Source organism: Treponema sp. UBA7570, assembly GCA_002477955.1.
Taxonomy (GTDB): domain Bacteria; phylum Spirochaetota; class Spirochaetia; order Treponematales; family Treponemataceae; genus Treponema_D.
Genome location: DLLE01000023.1, coordinates 9,542 through 29,634 on the forward strand (window position 1 = coordinate 9,542; position 20,093 = coordinate 29,634).

General features: G+C 35.6%; 16 protein-coding genes. 3 read left to right on the forward strand and 13 right to left on the reverse strand.

Annotated features, from left to right (window positions below; translation table 11 throughout):
• The coding region (locus B4N75_RS02235) for a PD-(D/E)XK nuclease family protein (RefSeq protein WP_296706510.1) at nt 1-2,681 on the reverse strand (2,681 nt) is incomplete at its 3' end.
• A gap of 386 nt (nt 2,682-3,067) precedes the next feature.
• Here B4N75_RS02235 and uxaC point away from each other — a divergent pair.
• Nucleotides 3,068-4,477, forward strand: coding sequence for a glucuronate isomerase (uxaC, locus tag B4N75_RS02240; RefSeq protein ID WP_296667146.1), 1,410 nt, complete (start codon nt 3,068-3,070; stop codon nt 4,475-4,477).
• A gap of 107 nt (nt 4,478-4,584) precedes the next feature.
• Here the strand turns inward: uxaC and B4N75_RS02245 are convergent, their stop codons facing one another.
• The 12 genes from B4N75_RS02245 to dnaA form a co-directional block, all read right to left on the reverse strand.
• Nucleotides 4,585-5,331, reverse strand: a complete 747-nt coding sequence (locus B4N75_RS02245) for a putative ABC transporter permease (RefSeq protein ID WP_296016171.1) — start codon at nt 5,329-5,331, stop codon at nt 4,585-4,587.
• Nucleotides 5,332-5,643: 312 nt separating this feature from the next.
• Entirely contained in the window at nt 5,644-6,678 is a 1,035-nt protein-coding gene (locus tag B4N75_RS02250; RefSeq protein WP_349675704.1) for a peptidylprolyl isomerase, read from the reverse strand.
• A gap of 15 nt (nt 6,679-6,693) precedes the next feature.
• Nucleotides 6,694-7,497 carry a DUF6675 family protein gene (locus B4N75_RS02255; RefSeq protein WP_296667149.1) on the reverse strand — a complete coding sequence of 268 codons (804 nt, stop codon included), beginning with the start codon at nt 7,495-7,497 and terminating at the stop codon, nt 6,694-6,696.
• Complete coding sequence (gene jag, locus B4N75_RS02260) at nt 7,497-8,204, reverse strand: RNA-binding cell elongation regulator Jag/EloR (protein ID WP_296016149.1); 708 nt, start codon at nt 8,202-8,204, stop codon at nt 7,497-7,499. The genes B4N75_RS02255 and jag overlap by 1 nt, the downstream gene beginning before the upstream one ends.
• A gap of 111 nt (nt 8,205-8,315) precedes the next feature.
• Nucleotides 8,316-10,046, reverse strand: coding sequence for a membrane protein insertase YidC (gene yidC / locus B4N75_RS02265; protein ID WP_296667152.1), 1,731 nt, complete (start codon nt 10,044-10,046; stop codon nt 8,316-8,318).
• Between the two features lie 38 nt (nt 10,047-10,084).
• Complete coding sequence (gene yidD, locus B4N75_RS02270; RefSeq protein WP_296016138.1) at nt 10,085-10,306, reverse strand: membrane protein insertion efficiency factor YidD; 222 nt, start codon at nt 10,304-10,306, stop codon at nt 10,085-10,087.
• The gene (gene rnpA, locus B4N75_RS02275; RefSeq protein WP_273066294.1) at nt 10,288-10,671 is read right to left on the reverse strand and encodes a ribonuclease P protein component; all 384 of its coding nucleotides are present in this window, start codon (nt 10,669-10,671) and stop codon (nt 10,288-10,290) included. Before rnpA ends, yidD begins: the two co-directional genes overlap by 19 nt.
• Before the next feature lie 11 nt (nt 10,672-10,682).
• Complete coding sequence (rpmH, locus tag B4N75_RS02280; RefSeq protein ID WP_078931603.1) at nt 10,683-10,838, reverse strand: 50S ribosomal protein L34; 156 nt, start codon at nt 10,836-10,838, stop codon at nt 10,683-10,685.
• A gap of 86 nt (nt 10,839-10,924) precedes the next feature.
• Complete coding sequence (locus tag B4N75_RS02285) at nt 10,925-11,467, reverse strand: DciA family protein (protein WP_296016114.1); 543 nt, start codon at nt 11,465-11,467, stop codon at nt 10,925-10,927.
• Complete coding sequence (gene recF / locus B4N75_RS02290; RefSeq protein WP_296667155.1) at nt 11,454-12,554, reverse strand: DNA replication/repair protein RecF; 1,101 nt, start codon at nt 12,552-12,554, stop codon at nt 11,454-11,456. Before recF ends, B4N75_RS02285 begins: the two co-directional genes overlap by 14 nt.
• 8 nt (nt 12,555-12,562) lie before the next feature.
• Nucleotides 12,563-13,678, reverse strand: coding sequence for a DNA polymerase III subunit beta (dnaN, locus tag B4N75_RS02295; RefSeq protein ID WP_296016101.1), 1,116 nt, complete (start codon nt 13,676-13,678; stop codon nt 12,563-12,565).
• A 263-nt stretch (nt 13,679-13,941) separates the two neighbouring features.
• Nucleotides 13,942-15,360 (reverse strand): chromosomal replication initiator protein DnaA, encoded by a 1,419-nt coding sequence (gene dnaA / locus B4N75_RS02300; protein WP_296016094.1) that lies wholly within the window; start codon nt 15,358-15,360, stop codon nt 13,942-13,944.
• A gap of 123 nt (nt 15,361-15,483) precedes the next feature.
• Between dnaA and gyrB the strand changes: the two genes are divergently transcribed.
• Nucleotides 15,484-17,463 carry a DNA topoisomerase (ATP-hydrolyzing) subunit B gene (gyrB, locus tag B4N75_RS02305; RefSeq protein ID WP_296016089.1) on the forward strand — a complete coding sequence of 660 codons (1,980 nt, stop codon included), beginning with the start codon at nt 15,484-15,486 and terminating at the stop codon, nt 17,461-17,463.
• 108 nt (nt 17,464-17,571) lie between these two features.
• Nucleotides 17,572-20,091, forward strand: coding sequence for a DNA topoisomerase (ATP-hydrolyzing) subunit A (gyrA, locus tag B4N75_RS02310; RefSeq protein ID WP_296667157.1), 2,520 nt, complete (start codon nt 17,572-17,574; stop codon nt 20,089-20,091).
• Nucleotides 20,092-20,093 lie beyond the last annotated feature (2 nt).

Consider the following 20,093-nt stretch of genomic DNA (forward strand, 5'->3'; position numbering starts at 1 on the left):
TTTTTTGAATTTGCCCGTCTTTGCATTTCGTAACCAAAAACCGGCCAAACCTTTGCTTCGTTTATGCTAAAAAACGCCGCATTTTGAATGCAAATATTTTTCTGCTTTTCCATAAGCCAAGTATAAGCCGGCATTTGAAAATCTGGTAACTTCTGTTCTTCAAGCGGCAAATTTTCGTTTATTTCGGCAGATTGAAGATTTTCGCCTTCTTCAGAAGTTTCAAATTCCTCTTCCGCAAAATACAAATTTTTTGGAACCGCTGAATCAGAATTTTTAAAATCGACCAAATAATACTGTTCATTTTCGCAATCTTTTAAAAGACAGTCGATTCTGCCGTTAAAAGTAAAATTAAATTCTTCGTCTTGAATCCGAAGCTCGCCTTCGCAATCGTCGACTTCGCAATTATTAAAAATTTTTGTAAATTCTTTTATGAAATTTAAAATTGTTCTTTTTATTGCAGGTCGCGTAGTTTTTAAAAGTTCCTTTTTTAAGAAGCAATTTTTTTCGTTTCCTTCTCCGTCAAAATTTATTGCTTCCGTAATTGCGTTCTCAAGAATTTGTTCGTATTTTTCTTCAAGTTTATCTTTTTCAATTTCCAGATGAAAACCATTGCTTTTGAGCGTTTTTAAGTAAATTTCAAGAATTTTATGATACAAATTTCCAGCAGCATATCTGTCGAGCAAAACCGCAGCCTTGTCCTGTTCTTTTAAATTCATTTCTCGGCAGGCAAAAAGCCATTTTCTCGGACAATCGTAAAATTTTGAAAGCAAACTTTTTGAAACATAAATTGAATTCTGGCTTGCGTTTCCGGCTGATTTTGAATTTAATTCTGTCACGGCATCGGCTGCTTTTTCCTGCAAAACTGGTACACTTTTTTGAAAATTCATCCAGTTTTTAAAACTTTTTGACTGAATTTCTGTGATTTTTGAAGGAAATTCACAATCTTCGCTTCCAATAAACCATTCTTTTTCTAAATTATATGGATTTTCCGAAAAAAGAACTTTTTCATTTTTTTCTTTTCTCAAATCGTTCATTTTTAAATAACTCACCGGCTGAGCATAACCGTCGAGAGTTCTTTCTGCACACGTAAAATATGCTGATTCTTTTAAACTGTTAAGCTGATAAAGTCGCACAAATTTGTCAGAAACGTTCGATTCGTCGCGATTTAAAAGCTTTTTACGCTTATTTTCGTTCAAAAAAGAAAAATCCTTATAAGAAACATTTAGCGAAGCCTGACTCGAATCAATAATCAAATGACAGTCAAACGGAGCACAGGCCGCCGTCTTATACTCATAAATTTGAACGCCAAATTCAGAGGCCTGTTCAAGATATTTTTTATTTTCAAGTTGTTCCGCAAAAAAATTAAACGGAGATGGAACTGCGCAGTCATATTGATTTTCAAGATCAATCAAAGCTCCAAGTTCAGAAACGCATCTTCCAAGAATTTTATTTGCGCTGTCGCTGCAATTTTCCATATCAAAAAATTTATTTCTAAACTCAAAATAAGCGGTTCGAATCGAATTGAAGTTTTTTGCCTGATTGAATTTTTTTAGATAAGTTTTAAGTGAATTATAAAAATTCTCAACTTCAAAATCTTTATATTTTACATCGCAAAAAGATTTTTCCCAAACATCTATTTTTTCGCCACCGTAAACATAACTGCAAATACAGTGATTTTCCTGGCCAAAAGCAATCAATTTTTGAGCAGTCTCCGGATTTTTCCACGGAAGAGAATCGTTTAAGAGCAGTTTTTTTATTGAATCGTAACTGTTTTTTGAATTTATACATTCTTTTATTTGATTGAATAAATTTCCGGCAGGAGTTCCGCTCAAAGGCCGCGAAAATCTTAATACATGCGGAATTTCCATAAGTTCAAGCTCGCGGTCAATATACGAACCATAAAGTTCCATATCTGGAACGCTAATTGCCATTGATTGCCAATCAATTTTTTTTTGATGATGAAGTTCAAAAATTTTATTTGCAATGTTTTTGAGCTCTACGCGCGAATTGTTAAAAAATTTTACTTCGCTTTTATGAAAATTGTTTTCTTCAGAAAAATCAGGAACATTTACAAGAGTAATAAATTCTTTTGTTGATTCGAGAATAAATTTGTATTCTTCCCAGTCCGAATTGATTTCTGGAAAAAATATAAAATAATGCTTTCCATTGCTTTTAAAAGGCGGTTTTTCCCAGGCTGGATCAAAAAATCCATATTTATTTAAGGATTCTGTGTATTTTTCGTAAAGAATGAGCAAATCTTCGTCTTCGGAATCTTTTTGTAATGAATTTTTTTCAAAATACTCTTTCCACATTCCAAGTTTTGGCAAAATCGAAGCAATCCAGGCGCTAAAACTTTCCGCAGTTTTTGAATACTTTTCTGAAATTAAACTCTTAAAAAAAGGTTTTTCGGCATTTTTTTCAATCAACCTCGAAACAAAAATTTGTCGCATTGTCGAAGGAACAGAAATTTTATTTTGATTTTCGCCTCTTACGGCTTCGCCTTTAAATTTGTCCCATGCCAAAAATCTTTCGAGAGCAACTGCCTGACAATCCGTAACAAAAATTGAACGGTCTGCCCAAAGAGATGCCGCAATTTCCGTAGGAAAAACAAAAACTGTATCTTGATTTTTAATATTTTCTTTTAAGATTTTTTCAACTATGTTTTCTGAAATTTCTGCCATTTTTATTATGCCAACCTTTTGTTCAAAAGAATTTAAATTATACTACGATTTTTGTAATCGCGAAACAGAAAAACTTACGCCGGATGCGCAAGGCGCAAGTTTTTGGCGGCGGTTGAAGTTTTTGTACGAGCTAAAAACACGTTGATAAAGGTTGAGCCGTCAAAAATGGAGCAAAACGGAACCTGAAGCAGCCGGGTTTTAAGAAAATGTTTCGCAATAAAAAAAATTATTTTTTTGGAGAATATGCCGTCCAAAATTTTCATAATTTTTTTTTAGAAAAAATTCATTTTTGTTTGTCTCGTGTACAATTTTCTAAAATCGTACTAAAATATTAGTGATTGTGATTCTAAAATTTGGAATCGTAAAATTATTTTTTGGAGTTAGATATGAAAAAATTCATGGACAAAAACTTCTTGCTGGACACAAAAACAGCACAAAAACTTTTTGAAGCCTGCAAAGACGAACCACTTTGGGACTATCACTGTCATCTTATTCCAGCTCAGATCGCTGAAAACAAAAAATTTAAGAACCTTACAGAAATTTGGCTCGGAGGCGACCACTACAAATGGCGCCAGATGAGAACTTACGGAATCACAGAAGACTACATCACTGGCGACAAGCCGGACTACGAGAAATTCCTTAAATGGGCAGAGACAATCGAGCATCTTATCGGAAATCCTCTTTATCACTGGACACATCTCGAACTCCAGCGTTATTTTGGAATTTACGAGCCTCTCACAGTCGAGTCCGCTCCGCGCATTTGGGAAAAAGCAAACGCGATGCTTCAGACAGATGAGCTTTCTGTAAAAGGAATCTTCAAGAAATTTCACGTTTACGCTGTAGGAACAACAGACGACCCGATTGATTCTCTTGAATATCACAAGGCAATAGCCGCAGGAACAGCACCAATCGGAAAAATCGAGACTCACGTTCGCCCGTCTTACCGTCCGGACAAAGCACTCAACATCAACCTTCCGACTTACAAAGACTACATCGCGAAGCTTTCTGAAGTTTCAGGAATCAACATCAAGACTTCTGACGATGTGATTGAAGCCCTCATTAAACGCCTTGACTACTTCATTGAGAACGGCTGCCGCGCTTCTGACCACGCTCTTGAGTATCCGCCATGCAAAGTTGACACAGATGCTAACATCGACGCAGTAGTTGCGCGCGCTCTCAACGGCGAAGTTATTTCAGAGGCTGAATCTGAGGCTTACAAGACAAAGGTTCTCGTTGCTCTCGGACGCGCTTACGAGCAGAGAGGAATCGTTCAGCAGTGGCATATGAACGCAATCCGCGACAACAACAAGGCAATGTTCAAAAAGCTCGGTCCTGACACAGGATTTGACGGCTCTCACGACAAGCCAATCGCAGAAAATCTCGCAGGACTTCTTTCTTTGATTGAAGCTGCGGGCGGCACACCAAAGACAATTCTCTACACGCTCAACCCTAAAGACTACTATTCTATCGGAACAATCATGGGCTGCTTCCAGGGAAGCGGAGTCAAGGGAAAAATCCAGCTCGGCTCAGGATGGTGGTTCTGCGACCACAAAGACGGAATGGAACAGCAGATTAAGGTTCTCGGAAACCTCGGCATGATTCCAGCTTTCGTCGGAATGTTGACAGACTCACGCTCATTCCTCTCTTATTCACGCCACGAGTATTTCAGAAGAATTCTCTGCAATATCATTGGAACTTGGGTTGAAAACGGCGAATATCCAAACGATATGGAAATGCTCACAAAAATTGTGAAAGACATTTCGTTCGGAAACGCTCTCAACTACTTTGGAAAATAAAATTTCTAAAGCCCTTAGTAAAATGAGCTAACGTTTGTTAGTAAATAACTGCTAAAACAAAAGCCTTTGCACAAAGTTCTTAGAACCAGCGCAAAGGCTTTTTTAATCTATTTTTGCTTTTCAAACTTCTTTTTTTCAAGTTCAAACCTTTCTTTAAGTTTTTCAACAGCTTCTTTTAATTCCAGAGATTCAGATTTTGTAGACATCCAGAAGTGTATTTTTTCTTTATTTTCTTCGCTCGCTTTTCTAATCTGTTGCTGTAAATTTTCCAGCCGGACTATAAATTTACTTTCCTTTGCAAATTTTCTAATTTTTGTCATAAGATTTAGCGAATAAACAACATCAACCGTAAAAACGCCGTAAAAAAATCCAATCACCATGCAAAAAGTCAAATGATTTGTAAACCAGGCAAGCCACGACAAAATTCTCGGATGAATAAAAAAATAGTAAGCTGCGCTTAAAATCCACCAAAAAACAGTATAAAGAGGGCATATTATTCCCTGAATATTTCCCCAGCAATTTGAATAATCCCAAAGTTTAATCTTCATTCCTTTTATAAAAATCAAGCCGGCAATATATTCAAAAAGCGTAATGCAAAACGCCATAAGAACAAAAAGCAGAATTTTTCTCGCAAATGCGTTTTCCACAAAACTTACATCAATAAAACTCAACAAAAACAAAATTGTAAGCGAAAAACCATAAAGCGGCAAATAAGGGCCAATCAAAAATCCCGGATTAATCCATTTTTTTTCAGGATTATTGCTGCTAAAAAAACGTCGCCAGATAACTTCAATTCCCCAGCCAATAAGACTTCCAGCAAAAAATAAAAACTCAACAATTAAAAATACACTCATTTTTCTAAAATACTCAAGTTTTGTTTTATAGTCAATTTTTTTATTTTTTTGGACGGCATTTCCCTAAAAAATAAAAACCAGCCGTCAGTGCCTTTTTTTTCTCAAAAACCGGCTGCTTCAGGTTCCGCCTTTGCTGCATTTTTGGCGGCTTATCGCCGCCAAAAACTTACGCCTTGCGCATCCGGCGTAAACTTTATTTTTCCACAAAATTTCAATTAAAAACTACAAATTTTGCAAAAAAAAGTCCGTTCAATTCAAACGAATCAAACAGACTTTCTACTATCTATCGTTAGTTTAACTAACGTTTGTTAATTATCTTGCTCTTACAACTTCAATATCAAATGCAATATAAGCACCGCCAGGAATTACTCCAGGATAACCTTGATCGCCATAAGCAAAATCTGAAGGAATTACAACAGTTCTTTTTTCGCCAAGTGACATATCTTGAACCATAATATCAAATCCTGGAATCATCTGTCCGCTTGCTGTAACAAATTCCAAAGGACCGCGTCCAGCTGACTGATCGAATACACGTCCGTCAACCAAATATCCTTTGTATTCGCAGGCAACGTTTTTACGTCCGCCAATTTTTACACCGTTTCCGGCTTTTGTTATTTTCCAATAAATTCCGTTTGCATCAACTGCAAAACCTGGGAAATTCTTTTCAACTTCTGCAATTTTTTTTGCATTTGCAACTTTTTTTGCTTCTGCTGCCTTTGCTTTTACTTCGCCTTCAAGCTTGTCAAAATCTGCCTGAGTAGCAGTAAAATTCTTTGCTTTTTCTCCCTGACGAACGATAGTTACTTTTTCAATTTTATCATCCTGTTTTATAGCATTTACAACTTTCTGACTGTCAGCGTTTACAACTTGTCCAAAAATTGTATGTTTTCCGTTTAGCCAAGTCGTAGGAACATGCGTAATAAAAAATTGAGAACCGTTTGTTCCTGGGCCGGCGTTAGCCATTGCAAGATAACCAGGCTTGTCAAAAGTCAAATCGTCAAAACATTCATCTGCAAAACGATAACCTGGACCGCCTCTTCCTGTTCCTTCTGGATCTCCGCCCTGAATCATAAAATCTGCAATTACACGGTGAAATTTCAATCCATCGTAAAAATGTTTTCCTTTGCAAACATCCAGAGTTCCTTCAGAAAGACCAACAAAGTTTGTTACTGTCAAAGGTGTTTTTTCATAAAAAAGCTCAAGAACAATTGAACCTTTTGAAGTTTCCATTATTGCAAAAACACCGTCTTTACCTTCAATAGCTTTTAATTCTTTATCCATTGTTTTACATCCTCCAAAACTGATTGTTAAAAAGCAAAATATTGCCGCAAAAAATCTAGTTTTCATAAATTTTTCTCCCAATTAAAATTGCAATGTAAACCAGTTGTAAATTGCATCGATTCTATTTGCAAGTGATTTTTGAATTCTCTCTCCCAAAAGAGGAACTTTTTTGTGCCTAGCAAAAAGAACCATATAAACAATGAACGAATCTCCATTGTCAATTACAACCATATTTATTTTTACATTTTCAGGATTAAGAGCTTTTACAAAAGCATAAGTCCAGCTTTCTGCATTTGTCAAAAAAAATCCAATTTCACGTTCGGTTTGCACATATTCAAGAGAATAAACACTTTTTCCAAATGAATTGTCTTCCAAAAACGCAAAAATTTTCAAGCCGTCAGCAGAACCTTCAAGCACATCTGGCAAAGGCTCATTTTTTTCTTTTACAGACTTGCAAACATAAGCCTGATGATAAAGAGTCTCCCAACGCTGATCTCCATTTGAAAAATATTGCATTCCTTTCATTTTGGAAATCGAACGCACAATTTTAGAAACCCTATCCATCGAAATTTCTGCATTTTCAGGATTTGAACTTTTTTCTTTTAATTCTTCCTTGCTTATTAAAAACAAGTTTTCAGAAACTAAATTTGGATTTTCAGAAAGATTCCATGCATTTGCAGCACGTTTACAAAATTCTGTATCCGGAGTAAGAGAAAGTTCAAAACCATCTTTAGACTGAATTAAATGTTTTATAGAGCCTTTTTCTTTTAATTCTTCATAAATTTCATCTTTTAAAACAGTATTCTGTTCCTGACAAAAAATTTGTCCAAAAAAAAGAAAAAATAAACCTATAAACAAAAAATTCCGTCTATTCATCAAATTCATTAAAAAGTTTGTCCTTTAAAAATTACACGAACCTGTTTGTAAAGTCCTTCGCCTTCGCTGATTGTTTCAACTTCTGGAACATCGTTGAGAGTAGTGTGAATCAAACGGCGTTCAAAAGGATTCATTGGTTCAAGCAAAACCGATTTGTGTGTTGAGCGAACTTTGTCTGCCGTGTTGTAAGCAAGATGAACAAGATTTTCTTCACGGCGAACGCGATAATTTTCTGTATCGAGAATTACACGTACATCTTCACGTCCAAGATGTCCTGCATAAACGTTTGCAAGCAACTGAAGAGCATCAAGATTTTTACCACGGCGGCCAATCAAAATCGAAGAAGCTTCAGAAGTAAGTTTAATCCCAATTTTTTTGTCTTCGCGGAAAGAAATTTGAACTGCGGCTTCATATCCCATTTTAGAAATTATTTCGTTTACAAAATCAATAAGTTTCTGTTCAAAATCATCCTGCGCAAGCGGATTTGTAACAGTTCTTTTTGCAACATTTTCAGGGTCGTAAGAACGTCCGCTGTCAGAATTTACATTCGTTTCTTTTACAGGCGTAATGCGAATTTTTACGTAGCCTGCTTTAAAAAGCGATTTTTTCTGTGTTTCAACAATTTCTACATCAAATTCATCACGTTCAAGACCAAGTTCGGCGGCAGCTTTTTCAATAGCTTCTTTTTCATTTTTTCCTTCAAATTCGTAATTCATTTATTTCTCCATAAAAAGTTCAAAGTGCTTACTGGATGTGAAAAATTCTTCGAATTAATTCCACATCCAATAAAAAAACATCTCCAAAAAAATTCAGAGACGTTTTTTAAATTATTTTTTTATTTTTGCGTTGATAAACAACTGCTGTCCAAGCTGAATCAAGTTGCTGACTGTCCAGTAAAGCAAAAGTCCAGACGGAGCATTGTAGAACAGGAAGAAGAACAAAATCGGCATACCGTACATCATCATCTTCATCTGCATAGCACTCTGACCGGCAGTAGTTCCACCGTTTTGTGTAATTTTTCCAAACAAAAGCTGACTGATTACATAAATTACCGGCAAAATTCTGATTTGATTTCCAAGGAAAGGCAAATTGAATTTCAATGTTGCCACATGGTCACCAGCACTCAAATCGCTAATCCATCCAGGAATAAAACTTGCTCCACGGAATTCAAAATAATTGTTGAACAAGTTGTACATTGCAAACAAAATTACGAACTGGAAAAGCATTGGCAAACATCCAGAAAGAGGATTATAACCAATTTCTTTATAAAGTTTCATTGTCTGCTCGTTGAGTTTTTGAGGATTATCTCTGTACTTTTCCTGCAAAGCCTGCATTTTTGGCTGCAAAGCCTGCATTTTTACAGTACTTTTTGCAGTTTTAGCTGTAATAGGGAACATTGCAAACTTCAAAATTGCTGTAACAATTATGATCGAAACACCCCAGTTATGAACAAGCTTATTTATCATTTCCAGTAAGAATTTTAGGACAATTTCAAGCCAGCTTAAAAATCCACTTGTCTGAATGCTGTTGTCAAAACGAACTCCATCAAGTTTCCAAACGTTGTTTTCCGGTACATTATAAATTCTCAAATCTTTTTCGTTGCGAGGTCCAACATAAACATAATATGTATCGTTAGAACCATTTGCATCTACAGCTTTACGAGAAACAATTGCCTGAGCATTTGTTTTATCTTTTAAATCAGTTTTTGAAGAATAGGTAACTTTACTGTTCATTGAAGAACTATCAGAAGGGCAGAGCAAAACTTCAAAATATTTTCCTGCCATCGAAATCCAGTTCCATTCTTTTTCGTAAGATTTTGTCTGGTTTGTACCAAGAATAATTCTTTTTTTATTTTTGCCGTTGTATGAAATAAACTGACGATTTTCGTAGCGATTAACTTTTGGATTGTAAAACGGTCCCATCTGAGGAGAAGTTCTCAAAGAATAACTTGAACCATTTAAATCCAAGCCCTGAAAATTTTCTCCAGGGGCAACTGTAACATCAAGCTTAAAAACATAATCGTTTGGATTAAAGGTGTATGTTTTTACAAGTGTAAATTCACCTTTAGAGCCGTCCGGATTATTTACAACATAATTTTTGAAAAATCCGATTTTATTTTCATCAATTTTTTTAGAAACAAAAATATCGTTTATGATTGAATTTTCAGCGCCGCCGACAGAAACCGCAAATGCACGGTTAGAATCGGTAATATTATCTGCCATCTGAATAAAACCATTTGTATCTGAATCGATATGGTCTTTTAATTCATAACCGACAATGTCACCGCCACGATTTGTAAAAGTAACTTTTACTTTATTTGTTTCGACTATGAAATTTTCTTCTGCAAGAGAATCCGAATTCTGTGAATTTACAATGCCAATTTTTTCAGGAATATTTTTTTCAATATTTTCTGAATTTTCAGCGGCAACTTCAATAGCAGTAGTTTCATTTTTCTGAGTTACAGGCTGTGGCTTTGGCATAAAATAAGTCTGCAAAAAGAAAAATCCAATCAAAACAACAGACGAAAGGCCAATTGCCCACGCAGTATTTTTTTCCATTGTTTTTCTCCGGAAATTTTATTTTCTATTTTTTTTAGTTATGGAACTGGATCGTAACCGCCCCTAAATAAAGGATTGCATTTAAAAATCCTTTTTACAGTAAGACAACAACCCTTAAAAGCACCATGTTTTTTTAACGCCAAAAGTGCATATTCTGAGCAACTTGGATAAAATCTACAGCATTTCGGAAATAGTGGCGAAATACAAAGCCTGTAAACTTTTATAAAAAAAGACAAAAATTTTACAACGAAATTTCGCATTCTTTTAAAAGCCCAGCTTTTTTACATAATGTTTGAAATTGATCACACCGCGAGTGGAACGAATCTTTTTCGGCAGGAGGATACACTAAAAAAAGCATATCATAGCCAGTGTTCAGGTATGATTTTAGATTTCTAAAGATTTCTCGGCTAAACCGCTTTGCACGGTTACGTTCAACAGCATTACCAAAACCACGGGGAAGAGGAAATCCAATTCTATTGAATTTCAAGTTGTTGGGAAGGTAAAACAATTTCGCCCCAACAACGCTTACTCTTTTCCCGTTTTTAAACAGATTCTTGAATTCTGAAGCACGTTTTATTCTTTCATCGAAAGTAAAACGCCTAGACTCTGACAAGACTGTTTTCATTTTTAAAAGAATTAGTATTTATTCTTTTCGTCAGCTACAGAAAGCTTTGAACGACCCTTTGCACGACGACGGGCAAGAACTGCACGTCCACCGCGAGTTGCCATGCGAGCACGGAATCCGAATTTTCTATTTCTTTTAACTTTACTTGGTTGATATGTTCTTAACATGGGAACATTCTCCTTATTTTACGGACACTGTTAGACAGAATCCAAATTTTAAACAAAAAAGTATAGTGCGATAGAATATAACAAATTTAATTGCTATTAGTCAACATATCGTTTTTTATATCGTCGAACATTTTTTGAATTTCCGACGGTAACTCTTTTTTCTGACCAGAATTTTTATAAACAAAGCCTTTTTTTTCAAGTTCTTTTTGTTCTCTGTTTATTCTAAATTCTTCGGCATTCCGCTGTTTTTCTTCATCAATTTTCCGATGAATTTTTGAAATTTCTGCATTTGTACCAGCTAGACGAAAGGCGAGGGTTTCAATTTTAATCTCTGGAATTTTCATCTTGAAACCTTTTAAGATATATTTTTTATAATTTCCAAGCATTTGAATCCAACCGGGATGATCCGCTTCCACAAGCAAAATTCCGTTTTTTAAATCGATTACATGCGAATGGCTCGCCATATTTTTTCCAATATTTTCTCCGTTTATGCTATTCGATCTTATTGATTCAACAATCTGCGTCCACAAATTTGAAATTTTATTTCCCTGTCGAACTTGTTCCGGATCAATATTCTTCATAATTCTTAAAACCATATCGGAAGCTTTTATAAAATTACTGTCGTTCATTCCAAATTCCTCCGTTGATTTCAAAAATCTTTGTTCCTTCCTTCATATATCTTTCGTAAGGTTCGCCAGGCAAAAATGTACAGAAAAGTTGATCATATTCCGGCAAAAGCTGAGTCACAAGCTGTCTTTTATCAGGATCCAGTTCTAAAAGAACATCGTCCATAAGCAAAATCGGTTTTTTTCCAGTTACATTTGCATAAAAAATTGCCTGTCCGATTCTAAGAAGAATTGCCAAAAGTCGTCTTTGTCCTGTAGAAGCCGTCGAAGTAAAATCAGTTCCATTTCTAAAAAACTTAATCTTGTCGCGATGAGGTCCGCTCATTGTCGTCATAACAGCTTTGTCAATTTCTATTTTTGACTGCAAAATTTCAAATGCCTTTTGCGCCGAAGGAATAATATTCAAACTGTCATCAGATTTCCAACTTGGTTCATATTTTATGGCAACCCCGTCAATTCCTGTAATTTTTTCATAAAGCTTTCCAAAAAACTGGTTAAACTGAAAAATTGTATCCCTTCGTTTTTTTTCAATTTCAATTCCATTTTGGACAAGCTGAGAGTCAAAAATTTCCAGCATTTCGTAATTTTTTTCTTTTAACGAAAAATTGCGGCTTTTTAGAATTTTTTTATAATTTCGGCTTGTGTCAATGTAGAGAACGTCGTACATCGAAAGACACTGATCAACAAAAAAACGGCGGCGTTCAGGCTCTCCAACGGCAAATTCTAAATCATCGTGGCAAAACAAGACACAAGGCATTGTATTTATCAGTTCTTTACGGTCTTTTATCCATTTTCCGTTTTTGTCGATTTTCTTTTTTCCATTTTCAAAAAAAATCGAAATATTTTCTGTTGAACCATTTTCAAGCCGATACATAGTTTTTATCGAAAAATCTGAAAAACCTTTTGTTGCAACTTCTGCATCGGCCCGAGTTCTAAAAGAATTTCCGTAAGCTGAGTAATAGATTGATTCGAGTAAATTACTTTTTCCCTGTCCATTTTCCCCGACAAAATAAATCTCCTTTGAGAGAAGATTTATCGTTGAGTTCTGAAGATTTCTGTAATTTACAAAAGAAACTGAAAGTACAGGCATCTGCCTTTTTAAGCCATCTGCATCGGCATAATAATGTGGAAATAATCTTCCGCAGGTTCTGGAAGCATTGTTACAGCTTTCATTTCGCCTGAGAATTCAAATTTTATTCTTTCAACATCCATTACACGTAAAGGCTCTTCGATATATTTGTAATTCATTGCAATTGTAATTTCATCGCCTGCAAATTCACACGGAATTTCAACTTCTGCATCTCCAGAATCAGATTCTTGTGAAGTAAGTCTTAAAACTCCAGGGCAAATGTTAAAGAAAACCCTTCCTGCTTTTTTATCAACCATGACAGCAGTTTTTTTAAGAGCTCCAATTAAATCGCTTTTCTGAACCTTAAAATTATAAGACTGAGATTCCGGAATTACGCGCATATAGTTTGGAAACTGTCCATCAATAAGAGTTGAAGAAAGTTCGTAATTCTGAAAACGGAAAAAAATCATTTTATCGACAATAGCAATTGAAATGTTTCCTTCGTCAGAAAGATGTCTTGCGACAATATTTAAAACTTTTGGATGGACAATTGCCGCCGGAAAATCTGCAATTCCCTCTGGAAATTCTTTTGAAGCATAAGCAAGACGGCGACCGTCAGTTGCTACAAGAACAAGTTTATTATCTCTTTTTTCAAAATAAACTCCATTCATAAAATAGCGGGTTTCATCTGCGCTAACTGCAAAAGAAGTCTGGCTGATCATTTTTTTTATTTCTTTCGATGGAACTTCAAAGAAAGGAACTTTTTCTGCAATTGGAAATTCTGGGAATTTATCCTGAGATGTGCATTTTAACTGGAATTTATTTTTTTTAGTTGAATGGCGAATCAAGGCAACTGTCTGATTATCCTTTTGCTGCAATTCAAAATCAATTTCGCCTTCATCAAGAACTGAAAGAATTCCCAAAAATTTATCACAGAATACAGTTGTAGAACCTTCTTCTTCAATTTCAACAGGAATCTTTGTTTCAAAATTTACTTTTATGTCTGTTGCTTTTATTGTAAGAGTGTTGTTCTGTGCAATAAAAAGGACATTAGAAAGAATTGATATTGCGCTTTTTGTGGAAATGATTTCCTGGGCAATTGAAATCTCATTTATCATTGAATTTCTGTCAAAAGTAAACTTCATTTTTGGACTCCTTAAAAAGTTTTATTTTCAAAATTTTTTTTATATACACAAACTAATAAATTCTAAATTTTAATAAATTTAGTAATAGTAATAATAAGAGTTGTGAATTTGTTGATAACTAATTTAACTCTTTGTTGTTTAAAGAATTAAAAAGTTGATAACTCTGTAGATTGAATTCACATTAAATTCACAAATTCACAGATCTAAATGTTTTCCACACTTTTTACACAACATATTACCATAAGATTAACAATTTGTGTTTTTTATTTTCTAAAATCTTTTGTTGCGCGAATCAGCAGGTTTACTGTTGAATTCATTGAAGAATCAGTTTTTAAAAGACTTTCAACTTTGTCGCGCGCATGCATAATTGTTGTGTGATCTCTTCCTCCAAATTCATTTCCGATTTCTGTAGTTGAATATTCTGTTAAAGAGCAGCAAATATAAATTGAAATTTGTCTTGGAATTACGAATTTTCTGTCTTTCTTTTTGCTTTTTAGGTCAGAAACTGAAACATTGTAATGCTCAGCAACTACTTTTTGAATATTTTCAATTGTGATTGTTCCAGAATAAGGGTCATTTATTGTATCTCTAAGCTGATTTTGAGCAATTTCGACAGTGAGAGGCTTTCCTACAAGTTCCGCAAAGCCAATTGATTTTGTGATGCAGGATTCAATATCGCGGACGTTTGTCTGACAGTTTTTTGCAATATATTCAATTACATCTTGAGGAATAGATTTATGAAGAAGTTCCAGTTTTTTTTGAATGATTGCAAGCCTGTTTTCGTAATTTGGAGGCTGAAGGTCAACATTTAAACCGCGGCTAAAGCGAGAACTGATTCTTTCTGTAAAACCTTTTAATTCTTTGATTGGACGGTCGCTTGTAAAAACAATCTGTCCGTTTTTATCGTAAATTGAATTGAAAGTATGAAAAAGTTCTTCCTGAGTTCCTTCTTTTCCTTCAAGAAACTGAATATCATCAAGAAGAAGAACGTCAAGACTGCGATATTTTTTCTTAAAATTGTCTATTGTTTGATTTTTAAGCGAGGCTGTAAATTCATTCGTAAAATTTTCAGCGCTTGTATAGGCGATTTTTGTTTTTTCGTTGTTTGAATAAATAAAATTTCCCAAAGCCTGCATAAGATGAGTTTTTCCAAGACCAACTCCACCGTAAATCAATATTGGGTTGTAAGCTTTTCCTGGATTTTTTGCTGCCGAAATTGAAGCATTGTAAGCGTAAATACTGTTTTCGCCCGGAACAAAGGTTTCGAAAGTAAAATTTTCATTTAATTGAGGATGCTTTTTATGAGAATTTTCAGTTGGTTCGGATTTTTTTTCAACCTGATGAACAATTTCTGGTTCCGCCGTTTTTGTTTTAGGTTCTGGCAAAGGTTCTTTTTTTGGAATTGAAACGGTCTGTTTATTTTTTACAATGTGGGTGATTGAAATTTGCTGTCCAGTCAATTCGTTTATTTTATCTTCGAGTCTTTGAACGTATTTTTTTGAATTCATCTGAATCCACATAAATTCTGAAGAAACAGAAACAGTAATTTGAGAAAGAGTGTCTTCTACGTAATCCATATTAAACCAGAGAGTAAATTCGTCCGACTGATTGTTTTCGTTCATTTCTTCTCGTATTTGTTTAATTGCTTCTTCAAAAAAATCTTTGTAATTCTGGCTGGACATAGAACTGATTATAATTCACCTTTACTTTTTTCTTCAATACAAATATAATTTTTACTATTCAAAAATTCTATCCGTATCTTTTGTAATAAATCATAAAATCATATAATATAAAGGAATAGAAAAATGGCTTCTTCTTATGATGCTGGCAGTATTCAAGTATTAAAAGGTCTTGAAGCTGTCCGCAAGCGTCCTGGTATGTATATTGGATCTACAGGACCAAAGGGACTTCATCATCTTGTTTACGAAACTGTTGATAACTGTATTGACGAGGCAATGGCTGGTTATTGCGATAAAATCGTTGTTGCTCTCGAAAAAGACGACATTGTGCGTGTTGAAGATAATGGTCGTGGTATTCCTGTTGCAATGCACCCGACAGAACATGTTAGTGCTCTTGAACTGGTTTTGACTCGGCTTCATGCTGGTGGAAAATTTGACAAAAAATCTTATAAAGTTTCCGGCGGTTTGCACGGTGTTGGTGTTTCTTGTGTAAATGCTCTTTCAGATTGGCTTGAAGCAACTGTTAAACGTGATGGACATATTTACCGTCAAAAATATGAACGCGGAATTCCAGTTACAAAAGTTGAAACTATTGGCGATACAGACGAGCACGGAACTATAATTCGCTGGAAAGCCGACAAATCGATTTTTACGGTTACGACAACTTATGACTGGGATGTTTTGATTCAGCGTTTAAAAGAGCTTGCATTTTTGAACAGCGGAATCGTAATTATTTTTCGAGATGAACGTCTTGAAACTCCAAAAGAGCAAATTCTCAAATATGAAGGCGGAATTGTCCATTATGTTCAGGAATTAAATTCAAAGTCAAAAATAAAATATCCTGAGGAACCTATTTTTATTGTTGGCGAAAAAGAAGATGACAATCCGGAAAAAGGCTCTGTAATTACAGAGCTTGCTTTTCAGTACAACGAGGGTTATTCAGAAAACATCCACACTTATGTAAATGATATTCGCACTGGCGACGGTGGAACTCATCTTGACGGTTTCCGTTCAGGACTTCTTTCGGTTCTTTCAAAAGCTCTTGATGGAAATGAAAAACTGAAGAAAAAAATGCCTAAAAAAGACGGAAAAATCGATTCAAAAGAAGATCCGTATGAAAAATTGACGGGTGATGATGTTCGTGCCGGACTTGTTGCCGTTCTTTCGATAAAAGTTCCTGAACCAGAATTTGTTGGCCAGACTAAAGATAAACTTGGAAATCCTGAAGTCCGGGGAATTGTAGATTCTCTTGTAAAAGAAAAGCTTACAATTTTCTTTGAGCTGAATCCGGCAATTCTCGAAAAAGTTCTTGAAAAATCTATTGGAGAAGCAACTGCGAGAATTGCAGCTCGTAAGGCAAAAGACGCTTCACGCAAAAAGTCTGGACTTTCTGGATTTAAAAAGCCGGAAAAACTTTCTGACTGTTCAATAAAAGATAATCCTTCTATTTGCGAAGTTTATATTGTCGAAGGAGATTCGGCCGGCGGTTCTGCAAAAAAAGGAAGAGAATCTAAAACTCAGGCAATTCTTCCTCTTTGGGGAAAAATGCTTAACGTTGAAAAAGTTGATCCTGCAAAGGTTATGGAAAACGACAAACTTAAACCAATTATTGATACGCTCGGCGCTGGCTTTGGAAAAGATTTTAACATCGAAAAAATTCGTTATCACAAAATAATTATCATGGCCGATGCAGATGTCGACGGTTCTCATATTAGAACTTTGCTTTTGACTTTTTTTTACAGATATATGCCTGAAATTATTGAAAAAGGTTATGTTTATCTGGCAATGCCTCCTCTTTTTAAAGTTCAGCTTGGAAAAAAAGAGCCTGTTTACTGTTATTCAGATGCAGAAAGAGATGCTGCTTTGGAAGCTCTTGGAGAACAGAGAGAAAAGGCAGATGTCCAGCGTTATAAAGGTCTTGGTGAAATGGACGGAAACCAATTGTGGGAAACTACAATGAATCCTGCCACAAGAAAAATGCGTGTTGTAACTGTTCCTGACGCAGAAGCAGCAAATAGAATTTTTACAGTCTGCATGGGCGAAGAAGTAGAACCAAGGCGCGAATTTATTGAATCGAATTCAAGTTACGCAAATTTGGATATTTAACGATAGCATAACTAAAATAAAAGAAAAAAGGTCATTGAGCCTGTAAAAAATGACCAATAGACAAAAAGTGGTTTTGACAGGCTCGGCCACCTCAAAATGGAACTAAAAATGTTAGAAGAAGAAAAAACACCGGAAGGTGGAACGGTAATAAAAATTCCAATCGAAGACGAAGTTAAGCAGGCTTATATTGACTATTCGATGTCTGTAATTGTTCAGCGTGCTTTGCCAGATGTTCGCGACGGATTAAAGCCTGTTCACAGGCGAATTATGTACGCAATGGACAAACTTAATCTTTCGAGCGGCGGAAAAACAAAAAAATGTGCCACAATCGTTGGTGAAGTTTTGGGACATTATCATCCTCACGGTGATGCTTCCGTTTATGATGCATTGGTTCGTTTGGGGCAGGATTTTGCGCAACGTTATACGACTGTAACTCCGCAGGGAAATTTTGGTACGATTGCAGGTGATCCTCCAGCGGCTTACCGTTATACCGAAGCCAAAATGTCAAAAATCACCGAGGAAATGACTGCCGACATTAACAAAGAAACTGTAGATATGGTTTCTAACTTTGATGATACGACAGTTGAACCTTCAGTTCTTCCTGGAAAATTTCCATTTCTTCTTTGTAACGGAACAACTGGTATTGCCGTTGGCATGGCTTCAAATATGCCGACTCACAATTTACGCGAAGTTGCCTCTGCCATTGCGGCTTACATTGACAATCCGGAAATTACAATTGATGAATTGATGACTTATATAAAAGGTCCGGACTTTCCGACTGGCGGTGTAATTTACGGTCGTGAAGGAATCAAAAAAGCTTATAGAACTGGTCGCGGAAGAATTACAATTCGCTCAAAATTCAATATTGAAACAGACAAAAAAGGAAAAGAACGCATTGTATTTACAGAAGTTCCTTATGGAGTAAATACAACGAATATCATAAAAAGAATCAACGAACTTGCAGAAAACAAAATAATTGAAGGAATTGCCGATGCAAACGATGAAACTTCTGACCGTGTTGGAATGAGACTTGTAGTTGAGCTTAAAAAAAATGCAATTACAAAAATCGTCTTGAACCAGCTTTTTGCAAAAACGGACTTGCAGTCAAATTTTGGCGTAATCAATCTTGCTCTTGTTCCTCAGCAGAAAGATGGTTTGCGATATGACGAGCCTCAGTTGCAGCTTCCAAATGTTTATTTAAAACCGCAGATTCTTACTTTAAAGCAGTTGATTCAATATTTTGTAGAGCATCGCGACGAAGTAATTACGCGCAGAACGATTTATGATTTAAAAGTTGCAAAACATAAGATGAAGATTTTGCAGGCTTTAATTACAGCTATTAACAATATTGATGAAGTAATTGCAATTATCAAATCAAGCCGCGACACAGAAGAAGCAAAACTCCGCCTTGAAAAACGCTTTGATTTTGATGACGAGCAGGCACAGGCGATAGTTGATATGCCTCTTAAAAGGCTTACTCATCTTCTTATTGAAGATTTGCAGAACCAGATTAAAGAACTTCAGGCATTGATTGACCATTTGGAAGATTTGCTTGCTCATCACGAAAAAATCCGCCTGCTGATAAAAGACGAAACAAATGAACTGGCAGAAAAATATGGCGATGACAGAAAAACTGATATTGTTGCTGACGAAGTAGAGCAGATAAATACAGAAGATATGATTAAAGAAGAAGAAGTTGTCGTTATGATTTCCAAACTTGGTTATATCAAGAGAGTTCCTCTTACTCAGTACAAGGCTCAGAGCCGTGGTGGAAAAGGAAGTTTGAGCGCAACTTTGATTGAAGGTGATTACATCAATCAGATTTTTACGGCAACGACAAAATCATTTATAACTTTTTTTACAAACGCTGGAAAAGTGTATTGGATAAAAGTTCATGAAATTCCTGAAGCAAGCCGTTCAAGCCGCGGTTCAAGCGTAAAATCTTTGATTCAGCTTAGCCCTGATGAAGAAATTTCCACAATTGTAACTATGAAAGATTATACCGATCAGCAGTATATATTTATGTCGACAGCAAATGGAACTGTAAAAAAATGCAAAACTACTGAATTTGCAAATGCAAAAACTCGTGGCGTAATCGGAATTAAGCTTCATGATGGAGATCATCTTGTTTCTGCAATGTTGACTTCCGGAAATGACGATGCAATGCTTATTACAAGAAAAGGGCAGGCGCTTAGAGTTTCTGAAGAAAGTGTTCGTCCAATGGGAAGAGCAAGTTCTGGCGTTACAGGAATTCGTCTTGCTTCTGGAGATGAAGTTGCTGCTGCAATCAGTGTTGAACAAAATAAAGATGCGCTTGTTATAACCGAAAAAGGTTATGGAAAACGAGTTGGATTTGATGAGTTTGGAAAACACGGACGTGGAACTGGCGGACAGAAAATTTTCGGAAATATTGACGGCAAGGGCGAAATTATAGGCGCAATTGCGGTTTCAGAAAGTGATGAAGTAATCTGTATGTCTGGACAGGGAAAAACTCTTAGAGTTTCGGCAGCAATGATTTCAAAGCAGGGCAGAGCATCTTCTGGAACCCGTATTATAAATATCGACGAACCAGATTATGTTGTAGGCTTTGATAAAGTTGCAAGCGAAGATGAAAAAGATAAAGAGTAATT

Coding starts and splice junctions, on each gene's coding strand:
- uxaC (WP_296667146.1), top strand. CDS start 3,068: ATGAAAAAATTCATGGACAAAAACTTCTTGCTGGACACAAAAACAGCA.
- B4N75_RS02245 (WP_296016171.1), bottom strand. CDS start 5,331: ATGAGTGTATTTTTAATTGTTGAGTTTTTATTTTTTGCTGGAAGTCTT.
- B4N75_RS02250 (WP_349675704.1), bottom strand. CDS start 6,678: ATGAAAACTAGATTTTTTGCGGCAATATTTTGCTTTTTAACAATCAGT.
- B4N75_RS02255 (WP_296667149.1), bottom strand. CDS start 7,497: ATGAATTTGATGAATAGACGGAATTTTTTGTTTATAGGTTTATTTTTT.
- jag (WP_296016149.1), bottom strand. CDS start 8,204: ATGAATTACGAATTTGAAGGAAAAAATGAAAAAGAAGCTATTGAAAAA.
- yidC (WP_296667152.1), bottom strand. CDS start 10,046: ATGGAAAAAAATACTGCGTGGGCAATTGGCCTTTCGTCTGTTGTTTTG.
- yidD (WP_296016138.1), bottom strand. CDS start 10,306: ATGCGAAATTTCGTTGTAAAATTTTTGTCTTTTTTTATAAAAGTTTAC.
- rnpA (WP_273066294.1), bottom strand. CDS start 10,671: ATGAAAACAGTCTTGTCAGAGTCTAGGCGTTTTACTTTCGATGAAAGA.
- rpmH (WP_078931603.1), bottom strand. CDS start 10,838: ATGTTAAGAACATATCAACCAAGTAAAGTTAAAAGAAATAGAAAATTC.
- B4N75_RS02285 (WP_296016114.1), bottom strand. CDS start 11,467: ATGAACGACAGTAATTTTATAAAAGCTTCCGATATGGTTTTAAGAATT.
- recF (WP_296667155.1), bottom strand. CDS start 12,554: ATGCCTGTACTTTCAGTTTCTTTTGTAAATTACAGAAATCTTCAGAAC.
- dnaN (WP_296016101.1), bottom strand. CDS start 13,678: ATGAAGTTTACTTTTGACAGAAATTCAATGATAAATGAGATTTCAATT.
- dnaA (WP_296016094.1), bottom strand. CDS start 15,360: ATGTCCAGCCAGAATTACAAAGATTTTTTTGAAGAAGCAATTAAACAA.
- gyrB (WP_296016089.1), top strand. CDS start 15,484: ATGGCTTCTTCTTATGATGCTGGCAGTATTCAAGTATTAAAAGGTCTT.
- gyrA (WP_296667157.1), top strand. CDS start 17,572: ATGTTAGAAGAAGAAAAAACACCGGAAGGTGGAACGGTAATAAAAATT.